A 17,462-nucleotide genomic window follows, 5' to 3' on the forward strand; every position below is an offset into this window, starting at 1 on the left:
CCGGCGTGCCCGCGTCACGTTCGGACCGAAACCCCTGGTGGCTTCGGTCGCGCGCATGCTGTAGCCTTTTCCTACTTTTTAGGTATGTTTTGTCTGAAAGGCAGTACCCCCATGTCCTCATCCAGCCTGCGCACCGCAGCCGTCATGCTCGCCGTCGTTGGGCTCCTCGGCGCCTGTGGCGGCCAAGGGGGTGCTGCCGGCGCGGCGCCGTCCAGCGGTCAGCCGGTGTACGGCGGCACGCTGACCTACCTGGAGCACCAGCCGCCCACCTGCCTCTACCTGCCGGCCGCCGGCTTCTATCCCAACGGCGGCATCCTCAACCAGATCACCGACAAGCTGACCTGGCAGAACCCGCAGACGCTGGAGATCGAGCCCTGGATCGCCACCAAGTGGGAGGTGAACGACGACGCCACCGAGTACACCTTCCACCTGCGCCAGGGCGTGACCTTCAGTGACGGCAGCCCGCTCGACGCCGCCTCCGTCGCCGCCAACTTCGACGTGTACGGCCTCGGGAACACCGAGCTCAAGCTGCCGGTCGCCGAGTTCGTCAACAACTACGAGCGCAGCGAGGTCGTCGACCCGCTGACCGTGAGGTTCCACTTCAAGAAGCCCTCTCCCGGCTTCCTCCAGGGCACCTCGGTCATCGGGGCCGGGCTGGTGTCGAAGAAGACGATCTCGCTGCCGTACGAGCAGCAGTGCCAGCTGAAGAACATCGTCGGCTCGGGCCCCTTCACGCTGAAGAAGCAGATCGTCGACAAGGAGGTGGACCTGGCCGCCCGCAAGGACTACAACTGGGCGCCGCCGTCGTCGAAGCACCAGGGGCGGGCGTACCTGGACGAGATCAAGATCATCGTGACGCCCGAGGACAACGTCCGGGTCGGCGCGCTGACCTCCGGCCAGGCCGACTTCGTGCGCTACGTCCAGGCCTACGACGAGAAGACCGTCAAGGACGCCGGCTTCCAGATCTACGCCGAGCCGACCAGGGGCGTGAACAACGGCCTGTACCTGCGGCCGTCCAACAGCATCCTGAAGGACCTCGACGTGCGCAAGGCGCTGCAGGCGGGCACCGACGTCAAGGAGGTCGTCGACACCCTGTTCACCGCGAGCTACCCGCGGGCCACCTCCGTGCTCAGCCACCTCGCCCAGGGCTACCTCGACCTGTCCAAGGACCTGGCCTACGACCCGGCCAAGGCCAACGCGCTGCTCGACAAGGCCGGCTGGACCAGGGGAGCCGACGGCGTGCGCGAGAAGGACGGCGTCAAGCTGCGGCTGGGCGTCTTCGTCGCCGGCCCGCAGCCGCTGTCCAAGCAGACGCTCGAACTCGTCGGCCAGCAGTGGGCCAAGCTCGGCGTGCAGCTGGAGATCCGCCCCGCCGACGCCGGCACCCAGGCCGTGGACATCAAGGACGCCGAGAAGACCGCCGTCGCGCACAGCATGGTCGGCCGCGCCGACCAGGACGTGATCAAGAGCCACTTCCACAGCCAGAACCGCGACGTCATCCTGTCCAAGGACAAGAAGCTCGACACCCTGCTGGAGGAGGAGTCCGCCGAGCCCGACAACGCCAAGCGCAACGCCAAGGTCGGCGAGATCCAGCGGTACGTGATCGACCAGGGCTACGCCATCCCCCTGTTCGAGGAGCCCCAGGTGTACGGCGGCGCGCCGTACGTCAAGGGCGTGGCCTTCGAGGCGGTCGCCCGGCCGTGGTTCTACTCGACGTGGAAGGCCCAGCAATGACCAGGTATCTCCTGACGCGGGCCGGGCAGGCGGTGCTCGTGTTGTGGGCCGCCTTCACCGCGAGCTACGTGCTGCTGCAACTGCTGCCCGGCGACTCGATCCTGATCAAGTTCCAGAACCCCGAGCTGGGCCTGTCGCCGCAGCAGATCGCCGACATCCGGGCGTACTACAGCGGCGGCTCGCCGATCGGCGAGTACCTGCGCACCCTGACCGGCTTCCTGACCGGCGGCTTCGGCTACTCGATCGACACCGGCACCCCGGTGGTCGAGCGCCTGGGCGAGGCGTTGCCCGAGACGGCCCGGCTGGCCTCGGCGGCGTTCGTCCTGGCGGTGCTGCTCGCCGTGGTGATCGCGTTCGTGGCGAGCTACAGCCGGACGTCGTGGCTGCGCGGGGCGCTGCTGTCGGTGCCGTCGCTGTTCATCTCGGTCCCGGCGTTCTGGCTGGGCATCCTGCTGATCCAGGTCTTCTCCTTCCGGCTGCGGCTGGTGCCGGTCATCGGGGGCGGCGAGCTGCAGCAGCTCGTCCTGCCCGTGGTGACGCTGGCCGTGCCGATCTCGGCGCCCATCGCGCAGGTGCTGGCGCGCGGCATCGACCAGGTGTACGCGCAGCCGTTCGTGCCGGTGATCGCGGCCAAGGGCGCCACCCGCTGGTGGATCCTGTGGCGGCACGTGGCGCGCAACGCCGTCCTGCCGACGCTGACCGTGGCCGGCCTGACGTTCGGCGAGCTGATCGCGGGCTCGGTCGTGACGGAGACCGTCTTCGGCCGCAACGGCGTCGGGCGGCTCACCGAGCAGGCCGTCACCGCCCAGGACACGCCGGTGATGCTGGCCGTCGTGGTGCTCGCCGCGGCGGTGTTCGTCCTGGTCAACTTGGTGGTGGACGTGTTGTTCCCGGTGCTCGACCCGCGGCTGAAGGCGGCGTCGTGAGGGCGGGCCTGATCCTGTCCTGGACGGTGATCGCCGTGGCGCTGTTGTGGGCGGTCGTCCCGGGGCTGTTCACCGGGTACGACCCGATCGCCGGCGTGCCGGTCGAGAAGCTGCAGGCGCCGAGCGGGCAGCACCTGTTCGGCACCGACGCCGTCGGGCGGGACGTGTTCGCGCGGGTGGTGCACGGGGCCGTGCACTCGTTGTCGGGGGCGTTCGTCGCCGTCGCGGTCGGCCTGCTGCTCGGCACGTTGCTCGGGCTGCTGGCCGGCTCGCTCGGCGGGGTGCCCGACGCCGCCGTCATGCGGGTCGTGGACGTGCTGCTGTCGGTCCCCGGCCTGCTCCTGGCCCTGGTCGTGATCATCCTGCTCGGCCCGGGGACGGTGAACGTGGCCGTCGCGGTCGGCGTCGGCTCGGTCGCCGCGTTCGCCCGGTTGTCGCGGTCGGAGGTCGTCCGGGTGCGCCGCACCGACTACGTCGAGGCCGCGTTCGGCAGCGGCGGCCGGTTCACCGCCGTGTTGTGGCGGCACGTGCTGCCCAACTCGCTCGGACCCGTCGTCGCGCTGGCCGCCCTGCAGTTCGGCGTGGCCATCCTGGCCATCTCGACGCTCGGCTTCCTCGGCTACGGCGCCGAGCCGCCGACCCCCGAGTGGGGGCTGCTCATCGCCGAGGGCCGCAACTACCTGGCCACGTCGTGGTGGCTGACCACGCTGCCCGGGGCCGTGGTGGTCGCGGTCGTGCTCGCCGCCGGCCGGATCAGCCGGTCCATCGCCAAGGAGTCCTCGTGAGCCTGCTCGACGTCCGCGACCTCGCGGTCTCCTACGACGGCCGCCCGGCCGTCCACGGCGTCTCCTTCACCGTCGAGCCGGGCGAGGTGGTCGCGGTCGTCGGCGAGTCGGGGTCCGGCAAGACCACGACCGCGCACTCGATCATCGGCCTGCTGCCGCGCAACGCCTCGCTCGACCGCGGCAGCGTCCTGCTGGGGGAGAACGACCTGGCGACCTGGTCGCCGCGGCGGATGGAGTCCGTCCGCGGGGCCCAGATCGGGCTGGTCCCGCAGGACCCGTCCAACTCGCTCGACCCGGTCAAGACGGTCGGGGCGCAGATCGCCGAGGTGCTGCGCATCCACAAGCGCGGCGACCGGGCCGCCGTGCGGCGCCGGGTCGTCGAGCTGCTCACCCGCGTCGGCCTGCCCGACCCCGAGACGCGGGCCCGCCAGTACCCGCACGAGCTGTCCGGCGGCATGCGCCAGCGCGTGCTGATCGCCATCGCCGTCGCGCTGGAACCCCGGCTGATCATCGCCGACGAGCCCACCAGCGCGCTGGACGTCACCGTCCAGCGGCGCATCCTGGACCTCATCGACGACCTGCGCGCCGAGTTCGGCACCGCCGTGCTGCTGGTCACCCACGACCTCGGCGTGGCCGCGAGCCGCTCGGACCGGCTGGTCGTCATGAAGGACGGCCGCGTCGAGGAACAGGGCCCGACCAGGGAGATCCTGGCGGCGCCCGGCGCGGACTACACCCGGCGGCTGCTGCACGACGCCCCCGCGCTGTCGGCCCGCCCCTTCCGCGAGCCGGTGGCCGCCGAGCCCGCGATCGTGGTGCGCGACCTGGTCAAGGAGTTCCGGTCGGGCCGGCGGGCCTTCCGGGCCGTGGACGGCGTCTCGTTCGAGGTGCCGCGCGGCACCACGCACGCGCTCGTCGGGGAGTCGGGGTCCGGCAAGACCACCACCGCGCGCATGGTGGTGCGCTTCGCCGAGCCCACGTCGGGCACGGTCACCGTCGCCGGGGCCCCCGACGGCCGCGGCTTCCGCCGGCACGTCCAGCTCGTGCACCAGAACCCGTACGGGTCGCTGGACCCGCGGCAGTCGATCGCCGACATCGTGGAGGAGCCGTTGCGCAACTTCCGGCTCGGCGACCGGGCCGCCCGCAGGGCCCGCGTCGCCGAGCTCCTCGACCGGGTGGCGCTGCCCGCGGACGTGTCGTCGCGCCGGCCGCGCGAGCTGTCGGGCGGGCAGCGGCAGCGGGTGGCCATCGCCCGCGCGCTGGCCGCAGGCCCGGAGGTGCTCGTGCTGGACGAGGCCGTCTCGGCGCTCGACGTCACGGTCCAGGCGCAGATCCTCGACCTGCTCGGCCAGTTGCAGCGCGACCTCGGCCTGACCTACCTCTTCATCTCGCACGACCTGGCGGTGGTGCGGCAGATCTCGCACACCGTCTCCGTCATGAACAAAGGACGCATCGTGGAATCAGGATCCACCCGGCGGGTCTTCACCGACCCGGCCGACGACTACACCCGCGAGCTGCTCGCCGCCATCCCGGAGCCGGTGCGATGAGGCTCGGCTTCTTCACCCGGGTCCTGGACGAGGCGCCCGCGGCGGAGCGCTACCGGCTGGCCGCCGAGCAGATCGCGCACGCCGAGTCGCTCGGGTTCGACACCGCCTGGGTGGCCCAGCACCACTTCGACGGCGAGGAGGGCGGGCTGCCCGCGCCGCTGGTGTTCCTCGCCCACGTGGCCGCCCGGACCAGCCGCATCCGGCTCGGCACCGGCATCATCACGCTGCCGCTGGAGCACCCGGTGCGGGTGGCCGAGGACGCCGCCGTGCTCGACCTGCTCACCGGCGGGCGGCTGGAGATCGGGGTCGGCAGCGGCGGGACGCCGTCGTCGTTCGGGCCGTTCGGGCACGACAGCGGCGACCGCGCCGCCCTGTACGCCGAGCACCTGTCGATCCTGCTCAGGGCCTGGTCGGGGGAGGACCTGGGCGGCGGCAACCGGCTCTACCCGCCGGCGCCCCGGCTGCCCGGCGCGATCTGGGAGGCGACGTTCTCGCCCTCCGGCGGAGCCCGTGCCGGCCGCGCGGGCAACGGGCTCATGCTCTCGCGCACCCAGCCCCGGCCGGCCGACGACCCGCAGGCGACGCTGGCCGACCTGCAACGGCCGATCGTGGACGCCTACTACGAGAACCTGCCGGCGGGCGTCGTCCCGCGCATCGTGGCCTCGCGGACCGCGTTCGTGGCCGACAGCCGGGCCGAGGCGCTGCGCTGGGCCGAGCGGGGGCTCGGGCGGGGGCGGCTGCCGTGGGAGCTGCCCGGCGGCGACCTCGACAGCCGCATCGCCGCCTTCGACGTGCACGTGGGCACCCCGCAGGACGTCATCGACAGCCTGCGCGCCGATCCGACTCTCGAACGGGTCACCGACCTGGTCTTCCAGGTGCACTCGGTGGACCCGCCGCACCCGCTGATCCTTCGTTCGACCGAGCTGCTGGCGACCGAGGTCGCACCCGCGCTCGGCTGGCTCCCCTCCACCGAAATGAGCTCCACATGATCGACGACGTCATCGACCACCTGGCCGGGATAAGACCGGGCTCCCGCCTCGACAAGCTGCGCGACCTGCGGCCCGCCGCCCGCGAGCACGCCCAGCGCGGCTTCGACGCGCTCTTCACGCCCGACGAGGAGGGCGAGGTCACCCTCGTCGAACGCGACGCCGTCGCGGCCTTCGTGACCGGGCTGCACCGCGACGCCGTCGTCGCCGGCTTCTACGCCGACCGGCTCGCCGACCTGGCCCCCGGCCTGCTGAAGACCGTCGAGGCCGAGGTCGAGGCGGGCGCCACCACCGGCCCGTACGGCGTCTACCCCGCGCCGCTGGCCGCCGAGAGCGACGAGGGCCTGCGCTACCGGGTCCGGAACCCGGACGAGCTGGGCGTCCGGCTCACCGCCGCGTTCGAGCACGCGCACCTGCTGGTGTTCCGGCCCCGCGAGGCCAGCGGGCAGGCCCTGGAGGCGCTGGCCGCGGCGGGCTGGAGCCCGACGGGCGTGGTGACGTTGTCGCAGCTCGTCGCCTTCCTCGCCTTCCAGGTCCGGGTGGTCGGCGGGTTGCGGCTGCTCAACGCGGAGGTGGCGGCGTGAGCTTCGGATTCACCCAGGAACAGCTCGGCTGGCGGCCCTGGCTGCCGCCGCTCGCGCCGGAGGAGCTGACCGAGGCCCACTACGAGGCGCTGGTGGACCGGGCGCGGGCGTCGTCGCCGTACTTCCTGCTGCTGGCCCGCGACCCCGAGATCCTGCACGCGCGCACCAAGACCGACAACGACATCTTCTACAACGCCGACGGCGGGCTGCCGCGCGCCGAGCGCGAGCTGGCCGCGACCGCGACCTCGCGGCGCAACGGCTGCGTGTTCTGCGCGTCGGTGCACGCCCGCTTCGCCGCCCACCACTCCAAGCGCCCCCAGGACGTGCAGCGCCTGCTCGACGAGGGGGTGGACGCGCCGCAGGACGGCACCTGGCGGGCGGTCGTCGACGCCTCGGTCGCGCTGGCCGCCACGCCCGTGGAGTTCGGGCCCGAGCACATCGCGGCGCTGCGCGCGGCCGGGCTGGACGACCTGGCGATCAGCGACACCATCCACGCCGCCGCCTTCTTCAACTGGGCGAACCGGCTCATGCTCTCACTCGGCGAACCGGAGGACCACCGATGACCGACCGTCACCTCGACCACCTCGTCTATGCCGTTCCCGACCTGCTCGCGGGGGTCGAGGACTTCGCCGCGCGCACCGGCGTGCGGCCCGTCCGGGGCGGCAGCCATCCCGGTGGCACCGCGAACTACCTGGTGCGCTTCGGGCCGACCGCGTACCTGGAGATCATCGGGCCGGACCCCGAGTCGGAGGTGCGGCCGCGGGCGTTCGGGCTGGCGACGCTGACCGAGCCGCGCCTGGCCGCCTGGGCCGTGCATCCGCAGGACCTGGACAAGACCGTGGAGCTGGCCCGCGAGCGCGGCTACGACCCCGGCGACGTGCAGCCGCTGTCCCGGCGCACCCCGTCCGGCGAGCTGCTGGAGTGGCGGCTCACCCGGCGCGAGGACCCGGCCGCGGTCCGGCCGGTGCCCTTCCTCATCGACTGGGGGACGACCACCCACCCGGCCGCCACGGACCTGCCGCAGCTCGGCCTGGTCTCCTTCGCCGCCGTCCACCCCGACCCCGGCGCGCTCCGCCGCGACCTGGCCGCCCTGGACGTGACGCTCGACGTCACCGAGGGGCCGGAGCCTGCGCTGCGGGCCGTCGTCGACACCCCGCTCGGCCACGTGACCCTGAGCTGAACCCCGTTCGAGAGAGAAAGACCCATGAGCACCCTTCGCGAGTACCTGTCGCACAAGCGCGCCGCCCTGCTGGCCCGCCGGGAGGCCCCGGCGGGCGGCCCGGTGCCGCTGCACGCCCACGTCACGGCCGAGGGCCGCAGCGGGATCCGGCGCATCAGGATCAGGGACTTCCAGATCATCAGCGACAGCGGCCCCGACTTCGCCGGTTACGACCTCGGCCCCGGCTCGCCCGAGCTGCAGGCCGGCGTCCTGGGGAGCTGCGTGACGCACATCTTCCTGATCAAGGCGGCCGAGCTGGAGGTGCCGATCGACTCCCTGGAGGTGGACGTCCGCGCCGAGTACGACCCGAGGGCCCAGCTCCCGGGCGACCAGGGCGTCCCGGTGTACCCGCACAACTTCCGCTACGAGGTGCAGATCGGCTCGCCCGCCTCCGACGAGCAGCTGGCCGAGCTGCACGCCGAGGTCGAGCGGGTGTGCCCGATCCTCAACCTGATCCGCAACCCGCAGGAGATCAGCGGCTCGATCGTCCGGGTGGCGGATCCCGCCCAGCTGCCCGTCGCGTAGCAGGTCAGCGCCGGGTTCCGGCCCGGCGCGAGTGGCGCAATCCCACCGTTATCCCCTTTTACCTACCTGCGAACTAGGTTGAAGGCATGGAACCGGTGGCGCTCGACGATCGGCGGCCTCGGGCGGATCGTGCCCGCCAGGTCGCCGACCTGCTGAGAAGACAGATCATCCAGGGCAGCTTCCCCCAGGGCCAGCTCCCGCTGGAGGCGGCGCTCGCCCGCGAGTTCGGCGCCTCGCGCAACACCGTACGCCAGGCGCTCGACCTGCTCCGGGCGGAAGGGCTGGTCGAGCGCTGCCCCGGCGTCGGCACGACCGTCGCGGCCGAGAAGTACCCGCACGGCCTGCACCGCCTGCTGGGCCTGGCCGAGACCCTCCACGAGCACGGCCAGGTCGTCAACCAGGTCCGCACGATGACCCTCATCGAGCCGCCCGCCCCGGTGAGCCGCCGGCTCGGCCTCGCCCCCGGCGAGCAGGTCGTCTACCTCGAACGGCTGCGCAGCCTCAACGGCCTGCCGCTCTCGCTCGACCTCACCTACCTCGTCCGCGACGCCGGCGAGCCGCTGTTCACCGCGGACCTGGTCAACAACGACATCTTCGTGCTGCTGGAGCGGATCGCCGGGCAGCCCCTCGGCGTGGCCGAGCTCACCCTCGAAGCCGTCAACGCCGACCCCCACACCGCCGCCGCGCTCGGCACGCCCCGCGGCGCCGCCCTGCTCATGGTCGAACGGCTCACGCACCTGGCCGACGGCAGGCCCGTGGACCTGGAGTTCGTGCGCTTCCGCGGCGACCGGCTCACGATGCGCGGGCACCTGCGCAGAACCCCGGAGGAGGAACGGTCATGACCCTGGTCAACCAGCGCGTCGAGGTCCCCGTGACGATCGACGAGGCCCTGTGCATCGACGGCTGCACCCTGTGCGTCGAGGCGTGCCCGCTGGACTCCCTGGCGATCAGCGAGGCGACCGGCAAGGCGTACATGCACGTGGACGAGTGCTGGTACTGCGGGCCGTGCGCGGCCAGGTGCCCGGTGGACGCGGTCACCATCAACATCCCCTACCTGCTGCGGTGAAGGAAGCGCGATGCTGCGTAAGGCTCTGACGGCGGCCGCGCTGACGGCCGTCGCGCTGACGGCGGCCGGCTGCTCGGTCTCCGGCGCGACCGGCGGCGAGGACCGGATCAGGATCGTCGTCGGCTACCAGTCCAAGACCATCAACACCGTGACCGCGGGCACGCTGCTGCGCTCGCTCGGCTACCTGGAGAAGCGGCTCGGCCCGGGGTACGCGGTCGAATGGCAGGACTACGACACCGGGGCGCCCATCACCGCCAAGATGGTCGCCGGGAAGATCGACATCGGCTCGATGGGCGACTACCCGCTGCTGATCAACGCCGCCCGCACGCAGGCCGTCCCGGAGGCGCGTACCGAGCTGGTCTCCATCACCGGCTACAACCTGCGCGGCGGGCTGAACATGGTGCTCGTGCCGCCCGCGTCCAAGGCCAGGACGCTGGCCGACCTGGCCGGGGCCAAGATCTCGGCCAGCGTCGGCTCCGCCGGGCACGGGACGCTGGTCCAGGCCCTGGAGCGGGCGGGCGTCACGGACGTGGAGACGGTCAACCACACGCCCGCGGTCGGGGCCGCGCAACTGGAGTCGGGCGGCGTCCAGGGGTACGCCCAGTTCGTGGCCTGGCCCGGCCTGCTCGCCTTCCAGGGCAAGGGCCGCCTGCTGTACGACGGCTCCGCGCTGGACGTGCCGACCTTCCACGGCGTGGTGGTGCGGCAGGCGTACGCCGAGCAGCATCCGCAGGTCGTGGACGCCTTCCTCAAGGCTCAGATCGACGCCACCCGCTACCTGCACGAACACCCGCTGGCGGCGGCCGAGTCGGTGGCCGCCGCGACCGGGCTCCCGCCCGAGGTGGTCTACCTCTACAACGGGCGGGGCGGCATCGCCATCTTCGACGTCACGCTGAAGCAGCGGCTCCAGGCGGCGCACGAGCACGACGTGACCTACCTCAAGCGGATCAGCCCCGACTTCTCCGGCGTGGACGTCGCCTCCTTCGTCGACGACAGCTACCTGCGCAAGGCGTACGGGCCAGCCTACGACGCCGACCGGGCCTCGACCGCCAACCCGGCCGCCGTCACCGGGCACGACGCCGCCTGCGGCATCCCGGCCGGCGATCCGCGGACGGCCTCCGAGCTCTGGCTGACCGGCGAGCCGGACACCCGTCCCGCGGCCACGCCCACGTGCCTGCTCCGGCAGGTCGCCGGGGCCGGAGGGAAGGTGCGCGCGGCGTACGTCCCGGACGCGGCGACCGGCACCCGGTGGTTCGCCGACCGGTCGGTGTGGCTGGCGGACCCGGCCGCCGCCCCCACCGCCCGCCTGCTCCCGTTCACCACCCAGGACGGCGCCGACGCCTACCGCAAGGCCCATCCCAGGACCCGGCCCGTCACCTACGAGGCCGCCCTGAAGGCCGCCGGAAAGGCCGGCGACCCCCGATGACCAGCACCGAAACCCCACCCGCCACTCCGCCCGCCGCCTCGCCCGCCGGTTCCGGCGCGTCGGCCGTCGTGGGCGTGCCTGCCGAAGGGCGCGCCTCCCCGGGCGCCGCCGTTCCCCGGAAGGAGCCCGGCCCGTGGGGCGGGAGAGGGGCGCGGTGGGCGGTCAGGGCCGCCTCGGTGGCGGTGGCCGCGGCGACGTGGCAGGTGCTCACCGTCACCGACGCCCGCCTGTGGCTGCGCTTCGACCGGCTGCCCAGCCTGGACGAGATCGCCGCCCAGGCCGCCCGCCAGCTCGCCACCCGCACCTACTACCTGGACCTCCTCCAGAGCCTGATCAGGATCCTCACCGGCTTCGGCCTGGCCGCCGTCGCCGGGGTCGCCGTCGGCGTGCTGGTGGCCAGGTCGCCCAGGACGGGCGACGTGCTCGGCCCGCTGCTCGAAGCCGTCCGGCCGGTGCCGGCCATCGCGCTGGTCCCCATGGCGATCCTGCTGTTCCCGGCCGACGAGCAGGGCATCGTGTTCATCACGTTCACCGCCGCCTTCTTCCCGGTCATGGTGAGCACCCGCCACGCCGTGCGGGCGCTGCCCACCCTGTGGGAGGACGCGGTCAGGACGCTCGGCGGCCGGCGCCGTCACGTGCTGGTGAACGTCGTGCTGCCCGGGGCGCTCCCCGGCGTCTTCGGCGGGCTGTCCGTCGGCATGGGCGTCGCGTGGATCTGCGTGATCTCGGCCGAGATGATCTCCGGGGAGTTCGGCGTCGGCTACCGCACCTGGATGTCGTACACGATCGTCGACTACCCGGCGGTCATCGTCGGCATGGTCACCATCGGCCTGCTCGGCTGGCTCACCTCGGCCGCCGTCGAGCTGGCCGGGCGCAGGGTGACGCGGTGGCTGCCGCGCGCCGGCGGAGGCGGATCATGACGCTCGGCATCACGCTGGAGTCCCTGTCGCTCGGGTACGCCCGCGAACCGGTCCTGCGCCAGGTCGACCTGGCCGTGCGCCCGGGCGAGGTGCTGGTCGTGGTCGGCGCGTCCGGGTCGGGCAAGTCCACGCTGCTGCGGGCGCTGGCCGGGCTGCTGCGCCCGTACGCCGGCCGGATCGTGGCCGGCGGGACGGAGATCGCCGCGACCTCGCCCGACCGTTCGATGGTCTTCCAGGACGACGCCCTGCTGCCCTGGCGTACCGTCCGGCGCAACGTGGAGCTGCCGCTGCGCATCCGCGGGCTGCCCAGGCGCGAGCGGCGGGCGGCGGCGGAGGAGTGGCTGGCCCGCGTCGGCCTGGCCGGGCACGGCGACCGGCTTCCCCGCGAACTGTCCGGCGGCATGCGCCAGCGCGTGCAGCTCGCCCGCGCCCTGGCCGGGACGCCGCGCGCGGTCCTCATGGACGAGCCGTTCGGCGCCCTCGACGCCCAGACCCGCACCGGCATGCAGGCGCTCCTGCTCGACGTGCTGCGCGACACCCGCGCCACGGTCGTCTTCGTCACCCACGACGTGGACGAGGCGCTGCTGCTCGCCGACCGGGTCGTGGTGCTCGGCCACGGCGGCGTGCGCGCGGTGATCGAGGTGCCCGGCCCCCGCGAGCCCGGCGCCGACCGGGCGGCCCTGCGCGACCAGATCCTCAAGGAGTTGTGAATGGAGATCCCCCCGATCGAGGACCGCCTGCACCTGGAGTGCGAGGTGCTCGTCGTCGGCGGCGGCACCGCGGGCACCATGGCCGCGATCACCGCCGCCGAGCGCGGCGCGCGGGTGCTGCTGCTGGAGAAGGCCCACGTACGGCACAGCGGCGCCCTGGCCATGGGCATGGACGGCGTCAACAACGCGGTCATCCCCGGCAAGGCCACCCCCGAGGACTACGTCGCCGAGATCACCAGGGCGAACGACGGCGTCGTCAACCAGCGGACCGTCTACCAGACCGCGACCAGGGGCCATGCCATGGTCCGCCGCCTGGAACGCTACGGCGTGAAGTTCGAGAAGGACGAGCACGGCGAGTACGCCGTGCGCCGGGTCCACCGCTCGGGCAGCTACGTCCTGCCGATGCCCGAGGGCAAGGACGTCAAGAAGGTGCTCTACCGGGTGCTGCGGCAGCGGCACATCCGCGACAAGGTGCGCATCGAGAACCGGGTCATGCCGGTCAGGGTGCTCACCTCGCAGGGACGGGCGGTCGGCGTGGCCGGGTTCGACACCCGCTCCGGACGGTTCGTCACCGTGAGCGCGGGAGCGGTGATCCTGGCCACCGGCGCCTGCGGCCGGCTCGGGCTGCCCGCCAGCGGCTACCTCTACGGCACCTACGAGAACCCGGCCAACGCCGGGGACGGCTACGCCATGGCCTACCACGCCGGCGCCGAGCTGAGCGGCCTCGAATGTTTCCAGATCAATCCGCTGATCAAGGACTACAACGGCCCGGCCTGCGCGTACGTGGCCAACCCGTTCGGCGGGTACCAGGTCAACAACCGGGGGGAGCGGTTCGTCGACTCCGACTACTGGTCGGGCCAGATGATGGCCGAGGTCTCCGCCGAGATCGCCTCGGCCAGGGGGCCCATCTACCTGAAGCTGTCCCACCTGCCCGACGAGACCGTCAGCGCCATCGAGGGCATCCTGCACTCGACCGAGCGCCCCACCCGCGGCACCTTCCACGCCGGGCGCGGCCACGACTACCGCACCCACGACGTGGAGATGCACATCTCGGAGATCGGCCTGTGCGGCGGCCACTCGGCGTCGGGCGTGTGGGTGGACGAGCACGGCGCGACCACCGTCCCCGGCCTGTACGCGGCGGGCGACCTGGCCTGCGTGCCGCACAACTACATGATCGGCGCGTTCGTCTTCGGCGACCTGGCCGGGGAGCACGCCGCCGCCCACCACGGGCCCCCCGGGGCGACCCTGCCGCAGGACCAGGTGGCCGCCGCCCACGAGCTGGTCTACCGGCCGCTGCGCAACCCGGACGGGCCGCCGCAGCAGCAGGTGGAGTACAAGCTGCGCCGCTTCGTCAACGACTACGTGGCCCCGCCCAAGACGGGGGCGAAGCTGGAGATCGCGCTGGAGTCGTTCGAGCGCATGCGGGCGGAGATCGCCGCCATGGGCGGGCGGACGCCGCACGAGCTGATGCGCTGCGTCGAGGTGGACTTCATCCGCGACTGCGCGGAGCTGGCCGCGCGCGCCTCGCTGACCCGGACCGAGAGCCGGTGGGGGCTCTACCACGAGCGCGCCGACCGGCCCGGCCGCGACGACGCGGGCTGGCTGTTCCACCTCAACGTGCGCAGGCGCCCGGACGGCGCGACGGAGTTCGTCAAGCGGCCCGTCGAGCCCTACCTGGTGCCCGTCGAGGAGTTCGCGCCCGTCGCCGCCGAGCCGGTGACGCTGGAGGTCGCGGCCACCGCCGCCGTGCGACGGGCGCCGCGGGCACGTCAGGGCCACGCCGCCGTCGGCCGTTCGCCGCGCATCCTGGAGCTGAACCGGCTGGCCGAGGAGCAGCCGTCCGCCGAAGACCTCGCCCCCTACCTCGCCGACCCCGACCCCAAGGTGCGCAGGGCCGCCATCGCCACCCTCACCGAGACCGTGCCGGACGGGACCGGCGCCGCGCTGGCCGCCGCGCTCGCCGACCCGCACGGCACCGTGCGCAGGGCCGCCGCGACCGGCCTGGTGGAGCTGGTCGAGGTGCTGCCGGCCACCCCGGAGCTGGGCCGCGCGCTGACCGGAGCGCTGACCGGCGGCGACGCCCTGGTCCGCGCCGCGGTCCTGGACGTGCTGCGCGCGCTGCGGCTCGGCGGCACACCGGTGTTCGCGGCCGCACTCGCCGACGGCGACCACCGGGTGCGGATCGCGGCCGTCCGCGGGCTGGTCTCGCTGGACGAGTCCGTCCTGCTGGCCGGGGCGGCCGGCGATCCCTCCCGGGAGGTGCGCGTGTGGGTGGCCAAGGGCATCGGGGCGGTCGGGAAGCCGTCGGCGGCGCTGGCGACGTTGGCCGGGGACGGCGACCCGCTGGTCAGGGCCGCCGCGCTGGAGGCGTCGGGCGCGGTGGGTGAGCCGCTGGAGCGGGAGGCCGTACGAGGGCTGGCCGACCCGGCGTGGGAGGTGCGGGTGGGGGCGGCGCGCTGCCTGGCCGCCGCCGGCCCGCGGACGGCGGCGGCACCGCTGGTGGCGGCGCTGTCGGACGGCAACCTCGACGTGCGCAAGGCCGCCGTGCTCGCGCTGGCCCCCTGGGCGGCGGCGCCGGACGTGGCCGCCGCCCTGCGGGACGCGCTCGCCGACACCGACGCCGACGTGCGCGCCCACGCGGGCAAGGCCCTGTCCCAGCGCTGAACGCGCCGCCCGACCGGACCCCTGTCCTCGGCGGAACTCCGGCCTGGACCCAGGGGAACGGCCCGATCAGCCGGCTGTGAAGCCGGAGAACAGGGCCAGCGCCAGGGCCAGGGCGACGACCACGTTCACCACCGTCGCGGCGGCGAACACGACGACCGGCCGCCAGCCGGCCGCCCGCAGTGCCGCCACCCGGAACTCCAGCCCGATGCTGACGAACGCCAGGATCAGGAACCAGGTCCGCAGGTCGTTGGCGACCCCGATGACCGCCTTGCCCTCGCCGGCGGGGACCGTCGTGAGCCACCAGGTGGCGATCACGGACGCGGCGACGAACCCGAGCACGAACTTCGGGAAACGCCGCCACAGCTCGGCCGCCCCCGGCCGCTCGGCGTCCGCCCGCCGCTCGACCCGGAAGGCGAACCAGGCGGTCAGCGCGACCACGACGACGCCGATGAGCGCGTTCTGGGTGACCTTGACGATCGTGGCGATGGCCAGGGCGTCCTCGCCCGCGATCGTGCCGGCGGCGGTGACGGCGGCGGTGGTGTCGATGTTGCCGCCGATCCAGGCCCCCGCCACCTCGGGCGGCAGCCCGAACGCCGAGGCCAGGGCGGGCAGGATGAAGATCGACGGCAGCGCGAACGCGATCACCAGGCTCGCGCTGTAGGCCAGCTGCTCCTTCCTGGCCTGGACGGCCCCCGCCGCCGCGATGGCCGCGCTGACCCCGCAGATCGACACGGCCGACGACAGCAGCGCGCGCAGCCGGTCGTCGAGCCCGAGCCGCCCGCCGAGCCACCAGGTGAACAGGAACACCGTGCTGATCAGCACGATCGCCTGGAGCACGGCCGGCCCGGCGGCGGTCACGATCACCTTGAGGTTGATGGACGCGCCGAGCAGCACCAGGCCGGTCTTGATGAAGAACTCGGTGCGGAACCCGCCGGTCAGCCGCTCCCGCAGCCCGGCCGCGGTCAGCAGCGCGTTGCCGAGCAGCCCGAGGGCGATCGCGTAGATCGGGAACTCGACGGCCTTGGCCAGCCCGGAGTCCGGGAACCAGCCGGGCACGCCCTTCTCCAGGAACCGGGTCGCGGCGGCCAGCACGAGGACGACCAGGACGCCGAGCGCCGTCCCTCGCCAGGTCGCGCGGTCGGCGGTGACGGTCTCGGCGCTCATCAGGGCACCAGCCCGACGGGGATGACGCCGGTGAGGACGAGGACGAGCAGGACCAGGCCGACGGCCGTGGCGGCCCAGTCCTCGTTGATCGCGACGCGGCTCTCGCGTCCGGTGGGGGATTCGCCGGTGCTCATGGGCGTGCCTTTCAGGTGGGGGATGGGAGGTGCGGGCGGGGCCCAGCCAACCCCGCCCGCACTGGCTTCGGCCGATCCGCGAGGCCCCGGCCACGGCGACGTTCGTGGCCGGGGCAGCCCCGGGGAGGGTCAGGCGGCGATCGGCGAGTAGGTCGCGGCGTCGCCGCTCAGCGCGGTGCTGGTCCGGCCGTCCACGCCGACCGGCACGTCCCCGGCGATCGTGACCCGGTGCAGGCGGCGGGGACGGTCGCCGAAGTCGTGCACCACGCGGTGCTGGGTGGCCCGGTTGTCCCAGATCGCCACGTCACCGGGCGACCAGCGCCAGCGGACGGTGTTCTCCACCTCGGTGACGTGCTCCTGGACCAGCCGGATGATCGACCCGGAGGTGTGCCCCGACAGGCCGCTCAGCCGCTTGGCGAAGTCGCCGAGCAGGATCGAGCGCTCGCCGGTCTCCGGGTGCACGCGCACGACCGGGTGCTCGGTCTCGAACAGGGTGGAGGCGAACACCTCGGCGTGCTCGCGGGCGCGCTCGTCGATCGTGGCCGTGCGGACGTAGTCGTACTGGTTGGTGTGCACGGCGCGCAGCCGGTCGAGCAGGTCGCGCAGCTCGGCGGGCAGGTTCTGGTACGCGCTGACGGTGTTGGCCCACAACGTGTCGCCGCCCGCCTCCGGCACGACGACCGCGCGCAGCACCGAGGCCAGCGGCGGCCGGTCCACGAACGTCACGTCGGTGTGCCAGCGGTCGACCTTCTGGCCGTTGCTGTAGTCGAGGTCCAGGATGTGGGCGTTGCCGTGCAGCGCGGGCACGGTCGGGTGGGCGGCGGTCGGCTCGCCGAGCAGCCGGGCGAAGCCCACCTGGCTCTGCTCGTCGAGGTGCTCCTGACCGCGCAGGAAGATCACTTTGTGGGTGAGGAGGGCCTGGCGGAGCTCGGCCACGACATCGGGGTGCAGATCGGGCGCGAGCCGCACTCCGGTGATCTCGGCTCCTATACGGCCGGCGACGGGGGTGATGGTCAGGGATGGCATGGTGTCCTTCCTTCCGTACGCCTCCACCGTAGATAAAAACCAACTAAAT

18 protein-coding genes are annotated in these 17,462 nt (G+C 73.3%); 15 read left to right on the top strand and 3 right to left on the bottom strand.

Translation table 11 applies throughout. The features are described from left to right. Window positions 1–111: 111 nt before the first annotated feature. The 15 genes from AB0J71_RS10135 to AB0J71_RS10205 all read left to right on the top strand — a co-directional run bounded on the left by AB0J71_RS10135 (window position 112) and on the right by AB0J71_RS10205 (window position 15,089). A complete protein-coding gene (locus tag AB0J71_RS10135) occupies window positions 112–1,734 on the top strand; it encodes a TIGR04028 family ABC transporter substrate-binding protein (RefSeq protein ID WP_364413658.1) in 1,623 nt (540 codons plus the stop codon). Further along, on the top strand, window positions 1,731–2,660 hold the full coding sequence (locus tag AB0J71_RS10140; RefSeq protein WP_352322613.1) for an ABC transporter permease: 930 nt from the start codon (window positions 1,731–1,733) through the stop codon (window positions 2,658–2,660). Before AB0J71_RS10135 ends, AB0J71_RS10140 begins: the two co-directional genes overlap by 4 nt. Beyond that, window positions 2,657–3,445, top strand: a complete 789-nt coding sequence (locus AB0J71_RS10145; RefSeq protein WP_352322612.1) for an ABC transporter permease — start codon at window positions 2,657–2,659, stop codon at window positions 3,443–3,445. The genes AB0J71_RS10140 and AB0J71_RS10145 overlap by 4 nt, the downstream gene beginning before the upstream one ends. Further along, window positions 3,442–4,989, top strand: a complete 1,548-nt coding sequence (locus tag AB0J71_RS10150) for an ABC transporter ATP-binding protein (RefSeq protein ID WP_364389192.1) — start codon at window positions 3,442–3,444, stop codon at window positions 4,987–4,989. Before AB0J71_RS10145 ends, AB0J71_RS10150 begins: the two co-directional genes overlap by 4 nt. Further along, on the top strand, window positions 4,986–5,978 hold the full coding sequence (locus tag AB0J71_RS10155; RefSeq protein WP_352327894.1) for a putative FMN-dependent luciferase-like monooxygenase: 993 nt from the start codon (window positions 4,986–4,988) through the stop codon (window positions 5,976–5,978). Before AB0J71_RS10150 ends, AB0J71_RS10155 begins: the two co-directional genes overlap by 4 nt. Beyond that, window positions 5,975–6,559 (top strand): CMD domain protein, encoded by a 585-nt coding sequence (locus tag AB0J71_RS10160; protein WP_352327895.1) that lies wholly within the window; start codon window positions 5,975–5,977, stop codon window positions 6,557–6,559. The genes AB0J71_RS10155 and AB0J71_RS10160 overlap by 4 nt, the downstream gene beginning before the upstream one ends. After that, window positions 6,556–7,122: an alkylhydroperoxidase domain protein gene (locus AB0J71_RS10165; RefSeq protein WP_364413660.1), complete on the top strand. Its 567-nt coding sequence runs from the start codon at window positions 6,556–6,558 to the stop codon at window positions 7,120–7,122. Before AB0J71_RS10160 ends, AB0J71_RS10165 begins: the two co-directional genes overlap by 4 nt. Next, window positions 7,119–7,739 (top strand): VOC family protein, encoded by a 621-nt coding sequence (locus AB0J71_RS10170; RefSeq protein ID WP_364413662.1) that lies wholly within the window; start codon window positions 7,119–7,121, stop codon window positions 7,737–7,739. Before AB0J71_RS10165 ends, AB0J71_RS10170 begins: the two co-directional genes overlap by 4 nt. Before the next feature lie 24 nt (window positions 7,740–7,763). Continuing rightward, window positions 7,764–8,303, top strand: coding sequence for an OsmC family protein (locus tag AB0J71_RS10175; protein ID WP_352327898.1), 540 nt, complete (start codon window positions 7,764–7,766; stop codon window positions 8,301–8,303). A gap of 86 nt (window positions 8,304–8,389) precedes the next feature. Beyond that, window positions 8,390–9,145, top strand: a complete 756-nt coding sequence (locus AB0J71_RS10180; RefSeq protein WP_352327899.1) for a GntR family transcriptional regulator — start codon at window positions 8,390–8,392, stop codon at window positions 9,143–9,145. Then, a complete protein-coding gene (locus AB0J71_RS10185) occupies window positions 9,142–9,369 on the top strand; it encodes a 4Fe-4S dicluster domain-containing protein (protein ID WP_352327900.1) in 228 nt (75 codons plus the stop codon). Before AB0J71_RS10180 ends, AB0J71_RS10185 begins: the two co-directional genes overlap by 4 nt. Before the next feature lie 10 nt (window positions 9,370–9,379). Further along, complete coding sequence (locus AB0J71_RS10190) at window positions 9,380–10,795, top strand: ABC transporter substrate-binding protein (protein ID WP_364413664.1); 1,416 nt, start codon at window positions 9,380–9,382, stop codon at window positions 10,793–10,795. After that, a complete protein-coding gene (locus AB0J71_RS10195) occupies window positions 10,792–11,715 on the top strand; it encodes an ABC transporter permease (RefSeq protein ID WP_364413666.1) in 924 nt (307 codons plus the stop codon). The genes AB0J71_RS10190 and AB0J71_RS10195 overlap by 4 nt, the downstream gene beginning before the upstream one ends. Beyond that, window positions 11,712–12,425 (top strand): ABC transporter ATP-binding protein, encoded by a 714-nt coding sequence (locus AB0J71_RS10200; protein ID WP_364413668.1) that lies wholly within the window; start codon window positions 11,712–11,714, stop codon window positions 12,423–12,425. The genes AB0J71_RS10195 and AB0J71_RS10200 overlap by 4 nt, the downstream gene beginning before the upstream one ends. Continuing rightward, window positions 12,426–15,089, top strand: coding sequence for a fumarate reductase/succinate dehydrogenase flavoprotein subunit (locus AB0J71_RS10205; RefSeq protein WP_364413670.1), 2,664 nt, complete (start codon window positions 12,426–12,428; stop codon window positions 15,087–15,089). It abuts the gene before it with no gap. A gap of 66 nt (window positions 15,090–15,155) precedes the next feature. Here AB0J71_RS10205 and AB0J71_RS10210 read toward each other — a convergent pair whose 3' ends face one another. From AB0J71_RS10210 to AB0J71_RS10220, 3 genes are all read right to left on the bottom strand, one after another. After that, window positions 15,156–16,253 carry a putative sulfate exporter family transporter gene (locus AB0J71_RS10210; protein WP_364413672.1) on the bottom strand — a complete coding sequence of 366 codons (1,098 nt, stop codon included), beginning with the start codon at window positions 16,251–16,253 and terminating at the stop codon, window positions 15,156–15,158. Then, window positions 16,253–16,387 carry a hypothetical protein gene (locus AB0J71_RS10215; RefSeq protein WP_352330037.1) on the bottom strand — a complete coding sequence of 45 codons (135 nt, stop codon included), beginning with the start codon at window positions 16,385–16,387 and terminating at the stop codon, window positions 16,253–16,255. Before AB0J71_RS10215 ends, AB0J71_RS10210 begins: the two co-directional genes overlap by 1 nt. Window positions 16,388–16,516: 129 nt before the next feature. Then, window positions 16,517–17,413 (bottom strand): TauD/TfdA family dioxygenase, encoded by an 897-nt coding sequence (locus AB0J71_RS10220; RefSeq protein ID WP_352330035.1) that lies wholly within the window; start codon window positions 17,411–17,413, stop codon window positions 16,517–16,519. Between the last annotated feature and the right edge of the window lie 49 nt (window positions 17,414–17,462).

Source organism: Nonomuraea sp. NPDC049637 (assembly GCF_040675235.1).
GTDB lineage: Bacteria > Actinomycetota > Actinomycetes > Streptosporangiales > Streptosporangiaceae > Nonomuraea.

Excerpts from the sequence above, each read along its gene's own strand:
- AB0J71_RS10135 (WP_364413658.1), top strand. The coding sequence starts at position 112 with ATGTCCTCATCCAGCCTGCGCACCGCAGCCGTCATGCTCGCCGTCGTT.
- AB0J71_RS10140 (WP_352322613.1), top strand. The coding sequence starts at position 1,731 with ATGACCAGGTATCTCCTGACGCGGGCCGGGCAGGCGGTGCTCGTGTTG.
- AB0J71_RS10155 (WP_352327894.1), top strand. The coding sequence starts at position 4,986 with ATGAGGCTCGGCTTCTTCACCCGGGTCCTGGACGAGGCGCCCGCGGCG.
- AB0J71_RS10160 (WP_352327895.1), top strand. The coding sequence starts at position 5,975 with ATGATCGACGACGTCATCGACCACCTGGCCGGGATAAGACCGGGCTCC.
- AB0J71_RS10170 (WP_364413662.1), top strand. The coding sequence starts at position 7,119 with ATGACCGACCGTCACCTCGACCACCTCGTCTATGCCGTTCCCGACCTG.
- AB0J71_RS10175 (WP_352327898.1), top strand. The coding sequence starts at position 7,764 with ATGAGCACCCTTCGCGAGTACCTGTCGCACAAGCGCGCCGCCCTGCTG.
- AB0J71_RS10180 (WP_352327899.1), top strand. The coding sequence starts at position 8,390 with ATGGAACCGGTGGCGCTCGACGATCGGCGGCCTCGGGCGGATCGTGCC.
- AB0J71_RS10185 (WP_352327900.1), top strand. The coding sequence starts at position 9,142 with ATGACCCTGGTCAACCAGCGCGTCGAGGTCCCCGTGACGATCGACGAG.
- AB0J71_RS10190 (WP_364413664.1), top strand. The coding sequence starts at position 9,380 with ATGCTGCGTAAGGCTCTGACGGCGGCCGCGCTGACGGCCGTCGCGCTG.
- AB0J71_RS10195 (WP_364413666.1), top strand. The coding sequence starts at position 10,792 with ATGACCAGCACCGAAACCCCACCCGCCACTCCGCCCGCCGCCTCGCCC.
- AB0J71_RS10200 (WP_364413668.1), top strand. The coding sequence starts at position 11,712 with ATGACGCTCGGCATCACGCTGGAGTCCCTGTCGCTCGGGTACGCCCGC.
- AB0J71_RS10205 (WP_364413670.1), top strand. The coding sequence starts at position 12,426 with ATGGAGATCCCCCCGATCGAGGACCGCCTGCACCTGGAGTGCGAGGTG.
- AB0J71_RS10210 (WP_364413672.1), bottom strand. The coding sequence starts at position 16,253 with ATGAGCGCCGAGACCGTCACCGCCGACCGCGCGACCTGGCGAGGGACG.
- AB0J71_RS10215 (WP_352330037.1), bottom strand. The coding sequence starts at position 16,387 with ATGAGCACCGGCGAATCCCCCACCGGACGCGAGAGCCGCGTCGCGATC.
- AB0J71_RS10220 (WP_352330035.1), bottom strand. The coding sequence starts at position 17,413 with ATGCCATCCCTGACCATCACCCCCGTCGCCGGCCGTATAGGAGCCGAG.